General features: G+C 43.6%; 19 protein-coding genes. 5 read left to right on the forward strand and 14 right to left on the reverse strand.

The features are described from left to right. Positions 1 to 258 precede the first annotated feature (258 nt). The 7 genes from Q0218_RS05940 to Q0218_RS05970 all read right to left on the reverse strand — a co-directional run bounded on the left by Q0218_RS05940 (position 259) and on the right by Q0218_RS05970 (position 7,191). Positions 259 to 891, reverse strand: coding sequence for a DUF417 family protein (locus Q0218_RS05940; RefSeq protein ID WP_297967452.1), 633 nt, complete (start codon positions 889 to 891; stop codon positions 259 to 261). A 164-nt stretch (positions 892 to 1,055) separates the two neighbouring features. After that, on the reverse strand, positions 1,056 to 3,302 hold the full coding sequence (locus Q0218_RS05945) for a primosomal protein N' (RefSeq protein ID WP_297967455.1): 2,247 nt from the start codon (positions 3,300 to 3,302) through the stop codon (positions 1,056 to 1,058). A 1,634-nt stretch (positions 3,303 to 4,936) separates the two neighbouring features. Then, a complete protein-coding gene (locus Q0218_RS05950; protein WP_297967456.1) occupies positions 4,937 to 5,332 on the reverse strand; it encodes a type II secretion system protein in 396 nt (131 codons plus the stop codon). A 30-nt stretch (positions 5,333 to 5,362) separates the two neighbouring features. Beyond that, positions 5,363 to 5,815, reverse strand: coding sequence for a hypothetical protein (locus Q0218_RS05955; RefSeq protein ID WP_297967458.1), 453 nt, complete (start codon positions 5,813 to 5,815; stop codon positions 5,363 to 5,365). A gap of 90 nt (positions 5,816 to 5,905) precedes the next feature. Next, on the reverse strand, positions 5,906 to 6,400 hold the full coding sequence (locus Q0218_RS05960; RefSeq protein WP_297967461.1) for a type II secretion system protein: 495 nt from the start codon (positions 6,398 to 6,400) through the stop codon (positions 5,906 to 5,908). A 314-nt stretch (positions 6,401 to 6,714) separates the two neighbouring features. Further along, on the reverse strand, positions 6,715 to 6,939 hold the full coding sequence (locus Q0218_RS05965; RefSeq protein ID WP_295144485.1) for a hypothetical protein: 225 nt from the start codon (positions 6,937 to 6,939) through the stop codon (positions 6,715 to 6,717). An 18-nt stretch (positions 6,940 to 6,957) separates the two neighbouring features. Then, complete coding sequence (locus Q0218_RS05970; RefSeq protein ID WP_002946661.1) at positions 6,958 to 7,191, reverse strand: hypothetical protein; 234 nt, start codon at positions 7,189 to 7,191, stop codon at positions 6,958 to 6,960. Positions 7,192 to 7,258: 67 nt separating this feature from the next. Between Q0218_RS05970 and uvrB the strand changes: the two genes are divergently transcribed. Together uvrB and Q0218_RS05980 are read left to right on the forward strand one after the other, a co-directional pair. Then, positions 7,259 to 9,235: an excinuclease ABC subunit UvrB gene (gene uvrB / locus Q0218_RS05975; protein ID WP_297967464.1), complete on the forward strand. Its 1,977-nt coding sequence runs from the start codon at positions 7,259 to 7,261 to the stop codon at positions 9,233 to 9,235. Between the two features lie 316 nt (positions 9,236 to 9,551). Continuing rightward, the gene (locus Q0218_RS05980; RefSeq protein ID WP_297967467.1) at positions 9,552 to 9,911 is read left to right on the forward strand and encodes a hypothetical protein; all 360 of its coding nucleotides are present in this window, start codon (positions 9,552 to 9,554) and stop codon (positions 9,909 to 9,911) included. Between the two features lie 2 nt (positions 9,912 to 9,913). Here Q0218_RS05980 and Q0218_RS05985 read toward each other — a convergent pair whose 3' ends face one another. From Q0218_RS05985 to rpmB, 6 genes are all read right to left on the reverse strand, one after another. Further along, complete coding sequence (locus Q0218_RS05985; protein ID WP_297967469.1) at positions 9,914 to 10,606, reverse strand: metallophosphoesterase; 693 nt, start codon at positions 10,604 to 10,606, stop codon at positions 9,914 to 9,916. Between the two features lie 18 nt (positions 10,607 to 10,624). Continuing rightward, positions 10,625 to 11,308: a hypothetical protein gene (locus tag Q0218_RS05990; protein ID WP_297967472.1), complete on the reverse strand. Its 684-nt coding sequence runs from the start codon at positions 11,306 to 11,308 to the stop codon at positions 10,625 to 10,627. Positions 11,309 to 11,647: 339 nt separating this feature from the next. After that, a complete protein-coding gene (locus tag Q0218_RS05995) occupies positions 11,648 to 13,741 on the reverse strand; it encodes an RNA degradosome polyphosphate kinase (RefSeq protein WP_297967475.1) in 2,094 nt (697 codons plus the stop codon). A gap of 390 nt (positions 13,742 to 14,131) precedes the next feature. Next, positions 14,132 to 14,356: a YdcH family protein gene (locus Q0218_RS06000; protein ID WP_297967478.1), complete on the reverse strand. Its 225-nt coding sequence runs from the start codon at positions 14,354 to 14,356 to the stop codon at positions 14,132 to 14,134. Between the two features lie 274 nt (positions 14,357 to 14,630). Next, on the reverse strand, positions 14,631 to 15,761 hold the full coding sequence (locus Q0218_RS06005) for a potassium channel protein (protein ID WP_297967480.1): 1,131 nt from the start codon (positions 15,759 to 15,761) through the stop codon (positions 14,631 to 14,633). A gap of 21 nt (positions 15,762 to 15,782) precedes the next feature. Next, positions 15,783 to 15,974, reverse strand: a complete 192-nt coding sequence (rpmB, locus tag Q0218_RS06010) for a 50S ribosomal protein L28 (RefSeq protein WP_002945979.1) — start codon at positions 15,972 to 15,974, stop codon at positions 15,783 to 15,785. Positions 15,975 to 16,189: 215 nt separating this feature from the next. Between rpmB and Q0218_RS06015 the strand changes: the two genes are divergently transcribed. Genes Q0218_RS06015 through Q0218_RS06025 form a run of 3 tightly spaced genes read left to right on the forward strand, consistent with a single transcriptional unit; the run spans position 16,190 to position 19,021 of the window. Next, complete coding sequence (locus Q0218_RS06015; RefSeq protein WP_297967484.1) at positions 16,190 to 17,554, forward strand: STAS domain-containing protein; 1,365 nt, start codon at positions 16,190 to 16,192, stop codon at positions 17,552 to 17,554. A 10-nt stretch (positions 17,555 to 17,564) separates the two neighbouring features. Then, positions 17,565 to 18,212, forward strand: coding sequence for a ribulose-phosphate 3-epimerase (gene rpe, locus Q0218_RS06020; protein ID WP_297967486.1), 648 nt, complete (start codon positions 17,565 to 17,567; stop codon positions 18,210 to 18,212). Continuing rightward, on the forward strand, positions 18,209 to 19,021 hold the full coding sequence (locus Q0218_RS06025) for a 3'-5' exonuclease (protein ID WP_297967489.1): 813 nt from the start codon (positions 18,209 to 18,211) through the stop codon (positions 19,019 to 19,021). The genes rpe and Q0218_RS06025 overlap by 4 nt, the downstream gene beginning before the upstream one ends. A gap of 870 nt (positions 19,022 to 19,891) precedes the next feature. On the opposite strand, the gene cysE is transcribed toward Q0218_RS06025, so the two are convergent. Beyond that, positions 19,892 to 20,437 carry a serine O-acetyltransferase gene (gene cysE, locus Q0218_RS06030; protein WP_297967492.1) on the reverse strand — a complete coding sequence of 182 codons (546 nt, stop codon included), beginning with the start codon at positions 20,435 to 20,437 and terminating at the stop codon, positions 19,892 to 19,894.

Genomic DNA, 20,437 nt, shown 5'->3' on the forward strand with positions numbered 1-20,437 from the left:
TCCACCCCGACTTTTGCATGATCTAGTCGGCGGCGGCAAATTTTAGCCGTATCCATAAACACGCTTGGATTATTAAATTTGACGAACAAGAAGCAAAGGCAAATTTAAAATCAGCAAAAGTCGATTTTAAAACTAGTATTTAGTCTGGGATAGAAAAAGAAGATAAATTTACGGCAAGACCGTAAATTTAGGGATAAAAACGACCGCGAGCGGAGAAATAACTAAATTTAGGTCTACCGCTCGCTAAAATCCGCAATTTTACTTACCTGCGCAGCTTTTGCAGCGCTCCAAAAGCCTGCGCGCCGCATTTGAGGCTACGATTAGTCCCGCAGCAGACATTATTATATCTTTTAGCACCAGTCGTCCGGCACCCGATAGATACGGGAAGCCGTGATTAGGACTTTCAGTGATGCCGAGCGCCGGATTGCCTAGATTTGGCACCCAAGTCTCAGGCGTAGTTATCAAAAAGCTAAGCGTTACGATAGACATGCCAAACGTCAGCAGCCCGCCGACAAGCCCTAGTTTAGGAAACCAGATGCCAAGCAGCACGAGCGTGCCGATAGTGCAGATCATCGCGCCGATCAGGTACGAAACCGCATAAGTACCGTTTTGTTTATGCCACTCGATGTTTTTAGGCACGACCAAGCCTTCCGGATTTTTGTGTAGGTTGTACTCGGCGACCATTTTGCCCTTACCGTTATCTACGATATCTTTTTTGCTATACATGTAGCTAAAAAACGGGCTATTGGTTACAAACGGCACGATGCCGTCGGCCTCGTATTGCACGACTTTGAGTCCGCCTATCCACGCCATCACGATGAAAATCGCGACGCTAACGTAGTTTACGAAATATTTTTGCGAGCCTGCTAGGGCTTGTAAAAATTTTTGCATTAAGTTCCTTTAGGGTGATTTTTATAATTTTAATTAGACTGTATATTTAAGGCTAGATAAAATTATAACGGGATTATAATTAAATCGTATAAAAATAGGCTTAAAAAAGATAAACATTATCACAAATAAAAATTTAGTTATGTTTAAGCCCTAGAAATAAGATACTACGAGAAATTTATCGGATCCATATCGACGTCAAAGCCGTGTGCGGCGCAGATGCGAGCGGCTTTGATAAGCGGAGCGTGCGAGGCGCAGCGCAGCAAAATCTCAAAACGGTATTTTCCGCCCAGTATTTCGATCGCGCATTTGCCGTGTCCGACTATCTCTAGCGAAGATTCGACGGCGCGTAAATTTTCAAGCTCGGCTACGCAAATTTCAAGCCTTTGTTTTGCCGCCTGCTCGTTTTTTTCAGAAACGACAACGCGCAAAAGCCTAGCAAACGGCGGATATATCGGCTCTCTAGCGAGCATCTCCTCCTCCAAAAACGCGTCGTAATCCGCGATAAAATTTTCAAAAAACTCCCGCTGCCTACTCTGTACGACCACGCGCCCCTCGCCCGAGCGCCCTGCCCTGCCCGCCACCTGCATCGCCAGCGCCAACGTCCGCTCACGAGCGCGAAAATCAGGAAAGCTCAAAAGATCGTCCACGCCCATGATAACAGCCAAATCCACGTTGTGATAATCATGGCCCTTGCTAAGCATCTGCGTGCCGACAAGCGCGTCTATCTCGCCCGCGTTAAAGGCTTTTAGCGTCTTTTCAAGCTTATTTTGCGTCGTGATCTCGTCGCGGTCGAATTTTTCTATCCTAGCTGCGGGAAACGCTGAGCGCAAGGCTTCCGTTAGCTCGTCGGTGCCGATTTTTTTTGCTTCGATCATCTGGCTACCGCACTTCTCGCACGAGCACGTCGCGGCCGCCGTAAAGCCGCAGTACTGGCACTTTAGCAGATTTCGCTTTTTATAAAAGCTCATCCCGACGCTACAAAACGGGCACTTTATCGTGCTGCCGCACTCGCGGCACGATAGATAACGGAAATTTGCGCGCGTCGGCAGGAAAACGACCGCCTGCTTGCCGCCCGCAAAACTAGCCGCAAGCTCGCCAAGCACGGCGCTGCTTAGCCCAGTCTCGCTCTCGTCGTAGATAAATTTTTTCTCGCTTTTAAAAAAAGTTCCTCTTAGCCTAAAATGCGGTTGTTTAGCAAAGCTGGTTACGCTTGGCGTGGCAGAGCCTAGCACGACTTTTACGTCAAATTTGCTCGCTAAAAATATCGCGAGGTCGCGGGCATTGTAGTGCGGATTTTGCGCGGATTTGTAGCTATCGTCATGCTCCTCATCGACGATGATTAGCCCAAGCTCGCTAAAGGGCAAAAATAGCGCCGAGCGCGCGCCGGCGATCAAATTTATCTCGCGACTCTGAAACTTTTGCAGGATTTCGCCGCGCTTTTTTGGCGTGATTTTAGAGTGCCACACGCCAAAACTCTCGCCAAAATAGCTCTTTAGCCGCTTCGTCATCTGCGGCGTGAGCGAGATTTCCGGCATCAAAAGCAAAACCTGTCGGCCGGCAAGCAAATATTCGCGAATGAGCGAAAAATAAATCTCGCTTTTACCGCTTCCCGTGTCGCCGAAAATAAGGCTGGTTTTACGGCTTTTGGTAAAATTTAGCGCCTCTTGTTGGGCCGGGTTTAGGCTCGGGGCTTTTAAGAAGGTTTTAGGCTCTAGTTCGTCGTTTAAATTTGGCGTTTCAAAGGTTTTTTTGCCTGCGACCGATTCTTGGCGATTTATCAAATTTAGCGTTTGTTTTTTATTTTGAGCCGTTTGTAGCGACGAAGCGCCCGCCGATAAACTCGCCTCCCTCAAAGTCGCGTCGCCGTTTTGGCTAGCATTTTTGGCAAAATTTGGTTTTAAATTTGCTTGGCATGCGCCAGCCTTAGAAACGCCGACTACGGAGGTAAATCCAAAATCCAAATCGCTAGTCTGCGCGGCATCGTTTGGCTCTAGGGTTAAATTTTGCCCCTCTTTTTTACGGATTTTGGCGTTTAAATTTAAGTCGCTATTATCGCCCAAAGCCCGCTCGTCCGCTTTTTTTTCGCAAAACGCCGGGCACGGCGTGCCTACGTCAAGCGGAGTAAAAAGCCCTGCGGTGACGGATAAATTTACGACGTAATAATGCGAGATAAACCTCAGTAGCGAAATCTGAATCTGAGTTAAAGTCTGCGCGCGCACGGCCGATATCTGGGCGGTTTTAAAGCTAGGTTTTGCTACTTGCCTAAAAACGTAGCCTAGCGTTTCTTTGCCTCTAACCGTAACCGTAACCGCGCAAAAAGGCTCTAAATCACCGCCGTAGTGATAAGTGAGCGGCGCCAAATTTAACCCGCTTAACAAAATTTCGTAGTATTTTATCTCATCTTCGCACACGGCTTGCCTTTTGTATATTTTGGTATTAGTCGGTTTTTAGATCCGCATTTTACAATAATAATCCCAAAAATCGTCATTTTCGGTAGCGGCTTAAATTTATGCGCGGTTTGCGGCAGGAGGCGCGATTTGCGCTCCGCAAAGCCGCGCCGAAGTTTTTATTTCGTAGTCGGCGGAGTCTCGCCTAGTTGCCGTTTCTCATAATCTACCGTTTTATCATCTTGTCTCGTTATAACAAATTTACCTTTTGACTTACGGCTTTGCTAAATTTTAGCAAACCTTAGCCCCGCTATTTTAGTGCTTAAATTTAATGCGTTTTACTTAAATTTAGGCCGTTTGCGAAGTTAAATTCGGTATTATAAATTTGGCGGCGGTATTTATTTTACCTCGGGCGGAGTCGGTTGCTAATTATTACCGATCGGCCGTTTTGGCTCGCAACTCAAATTTATCTAGCCTGTACCTCATTACGCCGGTTCTATCTCCATCGTCAGCGGTTTTAAATTTGTTCTTTAATCTGCCTCCCTCTCTAAAATCACTTAAATTCGGTATTTATGTTCAGTTGGATCTCGATAAATTATTCGTTTGCTTCGTTAATCCCGTTTCCTTGCTATCATTGCATTATTATACGTAAAGTCGCGATAGCATGTATTGTGACCTATAGAGTCGCGCGGCTTTGGCTATTTTTGCAGATACCATGTCTAGCCTATATCGCCTAATTGCTTTTATGATAGCGACAAATGCCGTATGAAGCGGCAATGTCGTACTCGTAGGCAACCTTTTTTATCTGATTTTATACCAACCAAACCGTTGCAACTTTGATTTGATATTTATTGCTTTTATGGGATTACAGAGTAGACTAGAAAGGGCATCAAGCAAAGCCGACTTTGACGCCTTTTATGCACATCTGCCGAAAAGACGGTTGCTACGCTTAAATTCATTTTGGCCATTTCTTGAGATAGATTTTCAAATAAAGGATTTAATTTGACCATAATATTATATCCTTTAATTTTTGGAATTGCCGTGTATCTTAAGCAGAGATTTTTACTTAAACGGACTTACAAAAAAAATAACACATAACGCCATGGCAATTTTTGCGTCACAATAACAAAGCAACAGTGATAAATAAGGCGGATGCAAAAGCTAAAAACGACTTAAAATTTGAGTAAATAAAAACATTGCTAGGCGGCAAGGTTTAATTTCTTATTTTTTTAGTTTCTCTTATGCTACGTATGTCCAAATTATGATTTTTTGCTTGCTAATTAATCATTTGTTTATTGTGAGCTTTTGGATCTTAATATTTTTCTACCACCAAGCCGTAACTAAAATAGCAAAAATACAATAGAATATATCGTTAAAAATTTAAAAACCAATGGAGTATATTTGCAAAAGGCATACATAGTTAAAATTCGTTTTTTAGTCTTTAAGAAAATTTAGTTTATTTATGGAAAAATAAATCATAAAAAACGATATAATAGAGAATATATTTTATAAATTTAAAAGCCGTAAAAATTCGGCTACATTTTAAAATATAGCCGAAAAATCTTATCTTTGATGTTAATTAAATTTTGGGTAAATTTTTATAGTGCTATACAAACACTCTGGAACTTAAGCCGTTAGCAACCTTTTTAAAAAACCGCCTACTCCGTAAGGGCCTTACACAACGACTGACTATGAGGGCAGTCAAACGTACCATTTCTAGAATCGTAAGTAAATAATACTGTTTTTGAACCTAGTTTAAAAGTATAATTGTTACCGCTTTTTGTCCAGTCTTTTGCACCATTTTGGATTACGTCATCAAAAGGCACCGAACTACCACTTTTTTCGAGCTGAGCAGGATAACCAAAACTACCCCTCATCATATTTGCACTGTATCTATTGATTATGCCACTTCTTATAGAAGCTACATCACTCCTAGCTCTAGCAATCAAAGCATCATCTCTAGTAGCAAAAATCTTAACACCAGCTATACTAGATAAAATACCTAAAATAACGATAACAAAAACAAGTTCAAGCATCGTAAAACCACGTCTCATAATATAAACCCTTTAATCAAAAAATAATACCTACCAATTCACTTTAGAACCAACAGGATATTCGCTATTTCTAAGATGTTCAAATTCATTGTTTCTAGCTAGTACCTTACAGTCATTTACTACCATACTAGGATCAAGTTTGATAATCACATGATTATTGGCATCATAAGTAAAGACAAACTTTAAAACACAATCTCTAGCATTAAAGTATAAAAAATTAGGGTAAATAATATTATTTAGCGTAACAGAGCCGCTAAAAGAAACATTTTGCACATTCGTCATCTTTTTTATATCGCTATCAATACCCCCCTGAGAAGCATTATAGGACATTATGTCTATCATCAGCTGTTTTGTGTTGGATAAAATTTGAACAAAGTCAGCATCGTCTCTACTAGTAGCCAATCTGGGTACAGCAAAAGCAGCAAGCAAGCCAAGTATAATTATGACAAATATAAGCTCCATCGTAGTAAAGGCTCGTTTCATAATCTTTACCTTATATTTGATATAAATAAAAAAACCCAGACATCCTAAAGTAGGAGTCTGGGTTAAGTACTAAATCAAGCTAAGTTGATATTAGAATCTAACAGATAGACCGCTGATAGCTACCTCGCCTGCATTGCTTGTTCCATTAGTACCATCATTTTTAACATAGTTAAATGTGCCATCTTTAATAGACTTAACACCTCTGCTTTCTAGAACTTTTGTGCATATAGAATCACCACTATTATCACCGTTGCTAACTTTTAGAAAAGCAGGTTTACCATCAGAGCCAACAGAAGTAGTTAGTTCTACTTTTATGCATTTTTTGCCAGCAGCTTCAAGTTGTCCTACGGTAGCAGTAACGCCGTTTGCAAATTGAACGTTTGTCATTGCCTTAAGATCATCAAATTTAGCTTGAGATGTATAATAAGCGCCTATGTCGCTAATCAATGTAGTTAAGTTTGTTGCAGCCTTTGATATCTCTGCGTCATCACGAGTAGCAGTTAGTCTTGGGATAGCAACAGCAGCTAGGATACCTAAAATAACGATCACGAAGATCAACTCAATCATTGTAAAACCTTTTCTCATATGAGACTCCTTGTGTTTATTTCTGCATACACTTATGCAGTTGGCGGAATTATATATATAAAATACTTAAAAAAATATAAATTTGTAAAAAATCAATGCAAATTTTAAGAAAAACGTGAATAAATAGCCTATTTTAGCCCATAGTTGCTACTTTATCGTCCGCAAAACGCCTATAAAAGTCTGAAACATAGACAAACACATCGCACTAAAAACATAAAAATCCAAACAAATGCAGTAAAGTGCGCTCTCAAAAACGCGCTAAAAGTCTAAAAAGTAGACTACGGTGACAGGAAAATGTATAAATTTAGATATTTTTAGTTAAATTCTTTAGTTAGCTTTTGCGCCAAAGAGCGCAGTTCGCGCTCGCGCTGGTAGTTCTCGTAGCATTTTTGTACATAGGCGCTAAGCAGCTCCTTAACGTCTAGACATCTCTTCCCCCCGGTAAACGTCTCCCACTCTTTTTCAAAGCTTTGGGCAAATTCATCCTCGAGGCTTATATTATAGGATGTGGAGGCTATCTTTACCGTTATTTTTTTCATTAGTCGCGTCGCCTAAATTTACTTTCCCAGTACCGCTTCGATCTTACGGATGACGTCGTCGCTCTCGGTGTTTTTGGTTCTTAGGTCTTCTTCTAGGCGCGCGATTTGGTTTGTTTTGGCTTCGTTTTGGGCTTTGACGCTGATTAGTTCGTTGCGTAGAGACTCGTTTTCTTCGCAGATTTCGTTATATCTAGCCAGCAGGTCGTTTACCTTGTCGGTTAGGGTATTTAACACTTTATCGTTATCAAACATCTTTTTCCTTAGTTTTGGTATAATTTTATGTAATTGTAACAAAAAAAGCTGATTTTTAAGGTAAAAAATGAAAAATTTTGAAATTTCGTCCAAATTTAGCCCGAGCGAGGATCAAGCCCGTGCAGTCGCTAACATCGTAGCCTCCGTAAGATCTGGCAACAAATATCAAACGCTTCTAGGCGTCACGGGCTCGGGCAAGACCTTTACGATGGCAAACGTGATAAAAGAGCTAAATATGCCTACTCTAATAATGACGCATAACAAATCCCTTGCCGCGCAGCTTTACAGCGAATTTAAGGGCTTTTTCCCTAAAAATCACGTGGAGTATTTCATCAGTTACTACGACTACTATCAGCCCGAGGCCTACATCCCGCGTCAAGACCTTTTCATCGAAAAAGACAGCTCCGTAAACGAAGAACTCGAGCGTCTACGCCTCTCTGCGACGGCAAGCTTGCTCAGCTTTGACGACGTCGTGTGCGTGGCATCGGTGTCGGCCAACTACGGCTTAGGCAATCCTAGCGAATACCAAGGCATGGTCGCATATCTAAACGTCGGCGATAAAATCAATCAGCGCGCGCTACTGCAAAAGCTAGTGGATATGGGATACAAGCGAAACGACGTTTATTTCGACCGCGGCGACTTTCGCGTAAACGGCGACGTGGTGGACGTATATCCCGCGTATTTTAACGACGAGGCGTTTAGGATCGAGTTTTTCGGCGACGAGATCGAGACAATGTATAGCCTGGATGTGTTGGAAAACAAAAAAAGACACGATCTGAAAAAATTTATCCTCTACCCGACCAGCCAGTTTATCGTGGGCGCAGACCGCCTAAAAATCGCGATCAAACAGATCGAAGAGGAGCTGGCGGAGCGGCTAAAAGAATTTAACGACCAAGGCAAGCTCGTAGAAGCGCAGCGCCTAAAACAGCGAGTGGAATTTGACCTAGAGATGATGAGTAGCACGGGCATGTGCAAGGGCATAGAAAACTACGCGCGCCACCTAACAGGACAAAAGGCGGGAGAGACGCCCTACTCGATGTTTGATTATTTCGAGCTGGGCGGCAAGGACTACCTAGTCATCGTGGACGAAAGCCACGTGAGCCTGCCGCAGTTTCGCGGTATGTACGCAGGTGACCGCAGCCGCAAAGAGGTGCTGGTGGAGTACGGATTTCGCCTCCCGTCCGCGCTTGATAACCGTCCGCTTAAATTTGACGAGTTTATAAACAAACGCGCCAAATTTCTTTTCGTCTCGGCGACCCCGAACGAATACGAGATAAATTTAAGCCGCGGCCACGTCTACGAGCAAATTTTACGCCCGACCGGACTGCTTGATCCCTTAATCGAGATAAAAGACAGCGAAAATCAGGTGGAGATTTTATTTGACGAGGCGAAAAAAACCATCGAGAGAAACGAGCGCGTGCTAGTCACCGTGCTCACCAAAAAGATGGCCGAGGAGCTCAGCCGCTACTACACCGAGCTTGGCATCAAGGTCAAATACATGCACTCAGACATCGACGCCGTCGAGCGAAACGAGATCATCCGCGGGCTGCGCGGGGGCGAGTTTGATATGCTCATCGGCATAAATTTACTCAGAGAGGGGCTTGACCTGCCCGAGGTTAGCCTCATAGCCATCATGGATGCCGACAAGGAGGGCTTTTTGCGCTCGACGACGAGCCTGATCCAAACGATGGGGCGCGCGGCTAGAAACGTAAACGGCCGAGTGCTGATGTTTGCCAAAAAGATCACCAAATCCATGCAAGAAGCGATGGATACGACGCTGGCACGCCGCAAGATGCAAGAGGAGTACAACCGCGCCCACGGCATCACGCCGCGCTCGGCCAGCCGAAATATCGAGGAGAGCCTGCATGTCGAGGACGGCACGGAGATCTTAAGAAAAGGCGCAAATCTGGAAAAAATGCCTGCTAGCGAGCGAGCGAGTATCATAAAAGAGCTAAGAAAACAGATGCTGGAGGCGGCGGCGCAGCTGGAGTTTGAGAAGGCGGCGGCGCTACGCGACGAAATCGCCAAGATACGTAAACTATGAAGGCGTTGTCTTTTGCGTATCTTTAAATGAGTTTGCTAAAATTTTGCTCGGCGGACTACCTGTCCAGCCTACGCAAAATTTTATCTACACAACATTTAAATCTATCGCAAAATACTTCCGCCTTATCGTTTTGCGTTCAAATTTGGAGTCCAATTTGGCTAAATTTTGTAAATTTGGCTTCAAATTTTACTCACCGAGACCCGAGTCTTGAAAATGTCAAATTTTAAAAATGACACAAAATTTATTTAGCCAATTTTTACTAAAATATGACATATTTGTAAAAAGCAAAATTTTAATCAAAAGAGGAGCATACAAAATGTTAAAAGAGGAGATTAAAATTACGGAACGAGATTTTTATTCCATCTTTGATATAAAAGGCGGCTTAATAAAAACGCTAGCAGAGTGTACACTTGACGGCAAGTACTATGGCTCTGCGGTCAGAATCACAACAAGAAATTTATATCAAAATCTAAACAAAAAAACAAATTTTGTAGACGACATAGAAACGGAAGTTGTTTTTAGGATACCTTGCTTAACCGACAAAGATGCAGGCATCCTAGCGGCGCATATCAGAGACATATTTTCGAGCGGCAAAATCTTACGCCTAAGTTGTGATTTTATAGATAATAAAATAGTTAATATCAAAGAAAGCTACGATGAAATTTTAGCCCAATAGCCTCACCCGCCCTCCTCGATATTTTCCTGCATAAAGACTCGCATGCTCGGAAACTCAAGCGCGCAAAGATGGCCAAAATCATGCTTATAGACGCAGCCCGTGTCGATATTTGCGCCAAATTCCGTGATATCAGGCTCAGCGATTGGCGTATGGCCGTAGACGTTAAAGACGCCATCGTTTTGGCTAAAATCGCCTCTACCGCAAAGCACGTGTCGCCTAAACTCCGCCGCACTATCGCCGTCCGAGTTACGCAGCGGCCACATCCGCCCGGCCGCCGAGTGCGATACCACGAGCCGCCTGTCCTGCGTGTTTTTAAACTCGTCAAATTCCAAATAAAGCGGCAAATTTGATAAAAACTCTATGTGCGCGAGCTTTTCCGTGCGGCTGGCTTTGGCGTAGGATGCGAAAGTCTGCGCGCCGCCGTTGAGGAAAAACCAGCGCGGATCGTTAGGCATTTCACCACGTAAAAATGCGTCCTTGTGTTGCAAAAGGCGGTATTCGTGATTGCCCATTACGACCGCATAACCGCGCTGCATCGCTAACTGCACGACCTCAAAACTCCCCTCGCCGCGGTCTATTAGATCGCCCACGAAGCAAATTTTAGAATCAGCGCCGCGCGGCAAGCGATCTATCAAGGCACAAAGGGTTTTATAGCAACCGTGAACGTCGCCGATGAGGTAAATTTGGTCGTTCATTTTGCTAAAATTTATACACTACCAACGATAGTTTTTATCAAAAAGATTGTCTAGGCTATCTTTTCTATACTCCAAGCCATTCAAGATCGCATTCACGCCATCCCTACTGAGATCTCTAAATTTGACGCCCTCAAAATCAAAATACACTAGTCTGCCGTTATCGCTTATTTTGACAATCCGCATAGCATATTGAGAAAGACTAAATTTATCTACACCTACACAATCGCTGAGCTCGTCGGCGTATTTAGCAATTATCTCTTTTATCATCATTTTTGATTTATACTGCTGCTCGGTCGCATAAGTAGCTACGCTCGGAGCTAACTTTTCAATATTTTTCTCATAGGATTTAAATTTATCGGTTTTAGTTACCGTTCCGTTTTTCGAGGTCGCAAGGGCAGATTTTAAAAACTCTATGTTTAAATTTATCATAGCATAGGCATCGACCTTTATCCACTCCAGCGCGTCCCTATCAGCGTTGATGTACGGGTTAAATTTGCTCGGCAGATACATTTTTGACGCATTTAAATTTCGCCAGAATTTTTCATGAGCCGTTTGGTCAAATTTGATCCGCCCACCCGCAATGTCTATTGCAACCTTTCTAGCTATGTGTAAATTTTCGCTAGTTGAGCTTCCATCGCCCTTTGACGCTATGCCACATCCGCAAAATAGTAGCGCAATCATAAAAATAATCAGCTTTTTCATCGCTTCTCCTAAAAATATAAATTTGCAAAATTTTACTACCATAAGCATTAAATTTTACTTGCAAGGCGGTTCAAATTTGTCCATCAAATTTAGAAGTTTCAAGGTGCAGGTCTCGGTGCGTCAATTTTGAAGCCGAAATCTAAAAATTTGACTTCAAAATTGAATAGAGAATAATAAGGTGAAGTATCGCGAGACGATTTTTCGAGTTTTCTGCTTCACAAGCTCGCAGCTGCAAGCAGAAGAAGCAAAATTGAGCGTGCGCTAGGCATATAGCCTGCGGAGCGAAATTTTGCAAAATCTCGGAAAAGCGCTCGCGAGACGAGCCTTCCTAAAAGCTGCTTAACTTTCTTTCAAAAGTTTCGCCACCATTTGCTCGCTCTTCCCCTTATCGGTATCCTTTTTCGTCGCCTTGTATATCCCGCTCACGTACTCCTCGAGCACCTCTTGCGAGTTTATGCGCGCGTCGCCTTCTTTAGGTCTCACCTTGGCGTATTCGCCGCTGTTTTGCAGCTCAAAAGCTAGCTCGTTATCGCTAAGCTGCAAGCGCAAAAACTCGAGCAAGCGCTCTTGCAAATTTTTATCGATTATCGGCGTCATGAGCTCTAGGCGGCGCTCGAGATTTCGCGGCATCCAGTCGGCGGAAGCGATGTAAATTTGAGGGTCAGCGTGCCTGAAATAAAATATCCTCGCGTGCTCAAGGTATTTGCCGATGAGCGATCTCACGCGGATATTTTCGCTAAGGCCTTTCACGCCAGGACGCACGCAGCAGATGCCGCGCACAATGAGATCGATCTTCACGCCTGCGCTACTAGCCTTTACCAGCGCGTCTATGATGTCGCTATCAACCAGCGCGTTCATCTTGGCCACAATCCTGCCCTGCTCGCCGTGCGCGGTTTCGGTTTTTATCATCTCCAGCACGCGCTCTTTTATCTGCATCGGCGACATAGAAAGCGTCTGCAAGCGGCGGTTTTTAGAAAAGCCGGAAAGTATGTGAAAAAACGTCGTCGTATCGCTCGCAAACTCCGCCCTGCTCGTAAAATAGCTCACGTCGGTGTAAATTTTCGCCGAACCGCCGTTATAGTTGCCCGTGGATAGGTGCATGTAAAATTTGAGCTTGCCGCCCTCTTGGCGGATGACTTGGCTCACTTTTGCGTGCACCTTAAAGCCCGTGATGCCGTATATCACGTGCGCGCCGGCATCCTCTAGAGCCTTTGCCCAGTGCAGGTTGTTTTCCTCGTCGAACCTCGCCTTTAGCTCGACCATCACGGTTACCTGTTTGCCGTCGTTTGCGGCGTCGATGAGAGCCTGGATGATAGGCGAGCTTTTATCGACGCGGTAGAGCGTCATGCGGATCGAGATCACGCGCGGATCCTTGCTCGCCTCTTTGATAAACTGTACGACGGGATCAAAGCTCTCGTAGGGATGCACGACTAGCACGTCTTCTTTATCGATGACGTCAAACATCGAGAGATGAGTGCTAAAAGGCGGCAATGTCTTTGGCGCGTACGGCGGCAGGCAAAGGTGCGAGAATTCTTTATTTCCCACGATTTGCCAAAGCGAATTTAGCGTGAGCGGGACGGTGTACTCGTAGATGTCTTTGTAAAAAATCTTCATATGCGAGTTTAAAAACTCGACTATCTCGGCGTCGGCGTCCTTTTGTATCTGCATGCGGACAAAGGCCCCCTTGCGACGTAGCTTGAGCCCTTGTTCTAGGATCATCATAAAATCATCCGCCTCTTCCTCCTCGATGACGATGTCGGCATTTCGCGTCACCCTAAACGCTGCCGAACTAAGCAGCTTGTAGCCCGGGAAAATCTCCTCCGCGTGGCGATGCACGATCGTTTCTATCGGTACGTAGACGTTGTCGGCCGCTTGATAAAATCTCGGCAAAACGCGCGAGATACGTATCATGCCAAATTTCACTATCTCGGGGCTATCCGCGTCGGCAAGCTTGACGGCTAGGCTAAAGCTAAGGTTGTTTAGATGAGGATACGGGTGCGTAGCATCCACCGCGATAGGCACGATGACGGGCAGGATGTTTGAGAAAAAATACTCGTCGCATTTGGCGCGGAGCTCGGGCGAAATTTCGTCGTAATTTTTCATAAAAAGCCCGTTTTGCGCGAGTTCTTTTAGCGCGTCTTTGTAGTGCCTTTCTACGATAGATAGCTCGTCTTTGATGTATTTTCTAATCTCTCTTAGCTGATCGAGCGGGCTCATGCCGTCGCTACCGCTAGCAGCAACTCCAGCGGCAAAAAGCTGCTTTAGCCCCGCGATGCGGATCATATAAAATTCATCCAAATTCGTCATATAAATCGCGATAAATTTTAGTTTTTCAAGCGGCGGCAACGCCTTTTCGCATTGGGCTAAAACGCGCGAGTTAAAACGCAACCAGCTAAGCTCTCGGTTGATAAAAACACTCTTTGTCTCATCCATTTTCCATCCTTTTTAATGTTTTATAAATTTTAGCGAATTTTATCTTAAATCACGGTCTATCCGAAAAAGATGCGAGCTTGTGTTACAATAAACAAAAAATAAATTAAGCTTCGGCAAAAATAGGCAAGGGAAAAAGATGGATTATATTTGGGCGGTTATTATTTTATGCGTAGGAATAGCGGTTTTTTGGGCACTCAAAAAGATTTCGATGTAGTAGCATCGTAAATTTGAAAAACAAAATTTACGGCTTTGCGTCAAATTTGATATTTTTGTAGCGATTTTGCATTCTTGTTTTGAATTAAATTTAGCGCGATTTACAACTATCAAAGATGAAAATTTGAGAGAATTTGAGGTAGAAAACGGCGGAGCAAATAGTCCGCCGCGGACAAGTCAAAGATTATTTTCTTTTTTATACTCGGCTAAAAAGGCGTAAATTTCGTCTTTTAGTCTCAGTTTCTCGCGCTTTAAAGCATCTACTTCGGCATCGTTGTAGAAGTTGCCTTTTTGCATTTCGGCGATCTTTTCGTCCAGGTCATTGTGCTTATCAAAAAGCGATGTAAAGTGCGCATTTGTACCTTTTAGCTTGGTTATAAGCTCTCTATCCTCGTGAAACATCTTTGCTCCTTTAATTAAAGTTTGATTTAATTTTAGCGAATATTATTTTAAGAGAGGGTTAAAAAAAGCGTCAAATTCGGAGCATTCCCTAAAATTTACGGCAGTTTGGTTTCGCTTCTAAATAGCTTAAATTTTTACGCTATCCAAATACAAAAGATGCTTTTGTAAAATTTAAATTTGAGTAAAAGATCGGATCGATCCTTGATTTTAGCGTTAAATTTACGGCTATCTAGGCAAAAATAAAAATTAAAATACGCATAAATCGTCTCAAATTTTAGACGTATTTTAGCTCTTCTGGCTTATGTCTACTTTTTATGACTCGTTTGGTTAGGCGTATCGACTCGCCAGTGCCGATGACTAGTAGCTTCGTACCCGTACCGATTAGCGTATCGCCCTTTGGCATCGGGATAAATTTGTTATTCACGTCTTTGATACCTACGACGTCGGCGTTTGTTATGTTTCGTAGATTTGTTTCTTTTAGGCGTTTAAAGCGCACCCATGAGTAGTCGGGAACCAGGATCTCCTCGATGTCGATCGGCGAGTCTTGCTTATACAAAAACTGCTCGAGCAAATTTTCCATATCCGGACGCACGCTCATCGCACTAAGGCGCTGGGCGACTAGCTTTGATGGGCTCACGACGCTATTTGCACCGAGCTTTTTTAGGCGTTCGGTATCGTCTTGGTTGTCGGAGTTCGTCATTATAAAATAGGGCTTTTTACGTCCGATCTCTTTTTCAAAAAGCCTTACGGTCGCGATAAGCGCGATATTGTCGGCGATATTAGAGCTTAGCGTGATCATACCTTTTGCGCTTGAAAAATGCGTCTTTAAAAGCGCGGTTTGCGTGTGGGGCTGAGAGACGATGTAGTATGGATACTTATTTTTTTCTGCGATCTCGGGCAGATCTTCGCGCGGGTCGATGACGACGAAGGGGATGTGATTTTCTCTAAATTCTCGGCTTAGCTCTAGTGTGTATTGGTTGTGATAGCAGATAACAAAGTGGTTTTTTAACCTTGCGATCTTATATAGCATTCGTCTCTCCTTTATGATCGCTACGAGCGCGCCTTTTTTTAAAACCTCGAGCATCAAACCCGTAGAAAACGTAAAAACGGCAAAACCGAGTAAAATAAACGTGATGGTAAAAAGCCGTCCAGCCGGGGAAATAGGCGCAACCTCGGTAAATCCGACGGTCGTAAAAGTCATACCCGCCTGATATATCGCGTCAGATAGGCTAAAGCCGTCAATCGCGACATAACCCATAGCGCCGATCGTCATCATCAAAACGACTAAGATGAGCGGTAGGCGAAACGGGCGAAGTTGTTCGTAGAGTTCGGTATTGAGATTGATTTGAGGTTTGGCAGAACTCGACCAGTTGAGGAATTTTAAAATCTTTTTAAACAAAGACAACTCCTCAAATTTGCGGTAAATTTAGCGTGACTGTTTTCTCATAGTTCTTAGCGTAGAAGCAGCTACCTTGATCTTTCTCGTAGTGCCGTCCTCTAGCGTTACGCGGATAGTTCGTAGGTTTGGTAAAAACCTTCTTTTAGTTCTGTTTTTGGCGTGGCTAACGTTGTTGCCTACCATCGGACCTTTGCCTGTTATTGCACATACTCTTGACATTTTATTTCCTTAAAATTAAAAATTTTTCCTGATTTTATCTAAAATAAGCAAAATATTAACTTAAATGCTCCGGTCGGTTTTTACGCGAGTGCAGTGTTTTAAACTAAAATTATGGATAAAAAGGATAAAATAATAAAATTTAAACATATTTTATTTTGCGAGATCTGCGGGCAAATTTAAGCCCTGCTATAAATCGGGAAATTTCTAGGCGTTTTATGAGATTAAAATTTAAAGACGATACGGCCATTTTTTATCCTCTGGGCTTTCTTGACGGAGACGTATCTAAGTATGAAATCAGCGAAAAAAATATAAATTCTATTCGCCAAAAATCCCCTCGCTACATATTAATATCCCTTAAAAACGCCGTTTATTTTAATAAAATCGGTTTTAATCTAATCCTTGAAGCCGTTTTAAAGCTAGCCGCATTTAACGGCGCTAGCGTAGGCTTTTGCGACTATAACGAAGTTAAATTTAAAGCTCTCAAAAGAATGTCAAAGGGCATGACGAATTTATCTTTTTTCGAGACCGCAAACGTAGCGGCGCTATTTTGGGGAGAGTTTAAACCCGAATACGCAAATAGACGCATCATAGTTTTTAACGACGATGCCGACCAAAAACGCCAAATCGCCCTTAAGCTCTCGGGTACCGGCTATATCCCGACAATAGCTAAGGATTTAAAAGAATTTAAAAGCCTTCATAAAAACTTTGAGTACTCGGTCTATCTCACGCAGATAAAATCAAGTAAAAAAGACATAAAAACCACGCTCAAAGAAAATGTCGTCATATACGAATTAGAGGGCTTTATCGACTCGGCTTTCATAAATAATTTTGACCAAAAGACGTTTAATAATTCATTAAAAATAGGCTTTAAATTTTTTGTCTTTGATATGAGTAAATCAAGCTCGATAAATATCCACGGAGTATCTTTTTTAGCCAAGCTCTCTACCGTCTGCGCCGAGTATGGAGCTGCTATCGTCGTATGCGGCCTAAAACTAGCCAGCACGTCCCAAGTCCTAAAAAACGACCTTGAGGACTACGGCATCTTGGTTTATAAAAGCCTTGGCGAATTTTACGAAGACGACGGTACTATCGCGGGCGGAGGCGGCTCCGGGGAAGAAAGACCCAAAAATCTTACTAAAGATATCATAAACGCCTTGCCGAGCCTTTTAGCGACGGTAACGGACACTCTAGCCTCAATGTCCGGTTCTACGGTTACGAAAATAAGCACCGCCATAGAGCGTTTTAGCTGCCAAGAGGGTAAATTTAATATCGGCTCGGTTGCATTTTACGGCGATCTGGAGGCTAAATTTATCCTCTGCCTACAAAAAAACGATATCAAAAAGATGTGTAAAATTTTACTTCAAAATAGCGAAAATTTAAGCCTATCTCAAGCGTATGCCGATCTGCTAAGCGTCATTTGCGACCGTATCGAATCGCAGCTAGCTAGGCAGGCCATAACCGTGAGCTTTACCCTGCCGCATATTTTAGAGGTAACTCAAGACGAAAACAATAAAAACCGAGGCGTCTTGGTACGGCTTGATATAGACGGCTCGGATGCGATATTTTTTCTAAGTAAATAAAGGATAAAAGATGTATGTAGCGCCTAGTATTTTATCGGCGGATTTTGGAAATTTAAGGGCCGAGATCGAGGCCATCTGCGAAGCCGGAGCCGATCTTGTACATGTTGACGTGATGGACGGGCATTTCGTGCCAAATTTAACCATCGGCCCCGTCGTAGTAAACGCCGTAGCAAAGGCCGCTACAAAGCCGCTGGATATACATCTGATGGTTCAAAACAACACCTTTTTTGCCGATCTTTTTTTGCCTCTGAAGCCTAAATTTTTAAGCTTTCACATCGAGGAAGAAAAACATCCGCTACGCCTAATAGATCACATCCGTAGCCACGGAGTCGGGCCTGCTATCGTGCTAAATCCGCATACTCCGATCTGGGCGATCGAGCACATCGTAAACGAGGTCGATATGGTGCTGCTAATGAGCGTAAATCCAGGGTTCGGCGGTCAAAAGTTTATCCCTTCGGTGCTCGAAAAAGCCCGCAATTTGCGCGAAATGATCGAGCGCAAAAATGCTAAATGCATGATCGAAGTCGACGGCGGCGTGACGGGACTAAACGTCGCGCAGCTCGATGAAGCGGGCGTGGATATCGTGGTGGCGGGCAGTTATATATTTTCGTCAAATTCATACGAGCACTCTATCCGCTCGCTAAAGCTCGAGTTTTGAACCAAGATTTTGAAAATTTACTAGCCATAATCGCTAAGCGAAACATGCCCTACGCCGACTTCGTCGCCGCAACCAAGCAAATGGACGAATACGCCGAGCTTTTCGACGTTCGCGACGTGCAGATGTGGCGCGCGCTGGGGCTTGACATAACCCGCACCGCAAAAAACCAAATCGAGCTAAAAACTCGCCGCAAAGAGATAAAAGATCAAATTTTTTGCGTCGTAGATATAGAAACTAGCGGCGGTATAAATAGCGGCCAGATCATCGAAATCGGCGCGCTAAAGCTACAAAACGGCGAAACAATCGGCAAATTTGAAACCTTCGTGCACGCACCCTACGTCCCTGAAAATATCAGCGAACTAACGGGTATCACCGCAGAACACCTAAAAAACGCGCCAAGCCTTGCCTTTGTCATGGAGCAGTTTAAGGTCTTTTTGGGTCAGAGCGTTTTTGTGGCACACAACGCTCGCTTTGACTACGGCTTTATCAGCGCGACGCTGGAGGCGCTAGGATACGGAGAGCTACTAAACCGCAAACTCTGCACGATCGACCTAGCCCGCCGCACTATAGCCTCGCCAAAATACGGCCTAGGTACGCTAAAAGAGATTTTAGGCATAAATAATGCCCATCACAGAGCCCTTAACGACGCTATCGCGGCGGCTGAAATTTTTAAATATTCACTGCAAAAACTTCCTAGCGAGGTAAAAACGGTCGAGGATCTAATAGAATTTAGTAAATCGGCTAAAACGATAAAGCGACTAAAAACTCAAACTCCAAGCTTGCCGCATCTCACGGACGACAATCCGTAAAACCGAAAAACGCGAAATTTTGCGCGTAAAGCCTCGGCTTAAAAACTCGGTTTTGATACGTTTTTATGCTAAAGTCCATTAAATTTGATAATAACCGGCAAAACGGCTTTAAATTTAATCGCGACAAAAAAGTCCGTAAGGCAAAATTTACGTCGGCAAAAACTCGGGAAATTAGCATTTTCTAAAACGATATTTTTCGCCGACTAGATAAATCCCGCAAGCTGCAAGCAAGGCGGAATTTACCGCTCTAGCAATAAAATCTCCGCCCAAACAAAACCGTATACTTGCAGGTACTTGATGCAATGCCTAATTTTTAAACGACGAATAAAATCAGGCGGTAAAATTTGATTAAATTTAGCAAGCCTTTTTGCCCAAATTTTAATAGCACGAGAAATTTTTGCTTGGCAGGATGCCTAAAGCAAATAAAATCCGAATTTATATAGCAAAAACTACCGGCTATAATCATTCTCGCAAATTTTATCGCTCAAAAACGCTCCGCTTCTAAACGCCCTTGCCGTCTGCTAAAATCAAAAACGAGCTCGCTAATTTTATAAAAATTTACGCTTATCAAACCAAACGGCGATCGGCGCTGTCTTAAAATTTAGCCAAGCCTACCGGCGCGATGAGCTTATCTTAGCATACCGCAAGCCTAAAAACGGTTTTAGGGCGCAAAAACGATTTTTCTTACGAATAAAAAAACGACTAGCCGCCGCGCCAAAAATACGGCATAAACGCGCATAAAAGGATGCAAAATAAAAGGTCATGAAATGCTATAAATTTAGGATGAAAAGCGAAATTTAATTTTTAAACTTTAAGATTAAACTAAAAAATGAGCGGGATTATAAAAATTACCAACTAGGGCAAATTTATCTACTCGCCGACTCGCTCGCCGTTTATGCGTACTATCCTAGCGGGGATGCCTACGACCGTAGCGTTATCCGGCACGTTTTTTAGTACGACGGAGTTTGCGCCGATTTTGGCGTTTTCGCCGATTAGGATATTTCCCAGCACTTTTGCGCCGGCTGCTATCGTGACGCCGTTTTTTACGGTCGGATGGCGCTTGCAGCGTTCCTTACCCGTGCCGCCTAACGTCACTTGATGATATATCAGCACGTCATCGCCCACCTCCGCAGTCTCGCCGATAACCACGCCCATGCCGTGATCGATAAAAAGCCGCCTGCCGATCTTAGCGCCAGGATGTATCTCGATGCCCGTTAAAAATCGCGAAATTTGCGAGACGAAACGCGCTAAAAAACGTAAATTTTTAACATACAAAAAGTGCGCTACTCTATGAAAAACGACGGCGTGGATGCCCGGAGTGTTTATGAGAATGGCCCCGTAGCAGCACGAGGCCACCGAGGGGTCTTTCTCGCGTACGGTCGCGACTAGCTCGTTTAGCTCAGCGATAAAGCCCAA

The sequence above is a fragment of the uncultured Campylobacter sp. genome (assembly GCF_938039245.1).
Classification (GTDB): domain Bacteria; phylum Campylobacterota; class Campylobacteria; order Campylobacterales; family Campylobacteraceae; genus Campylobacter_A.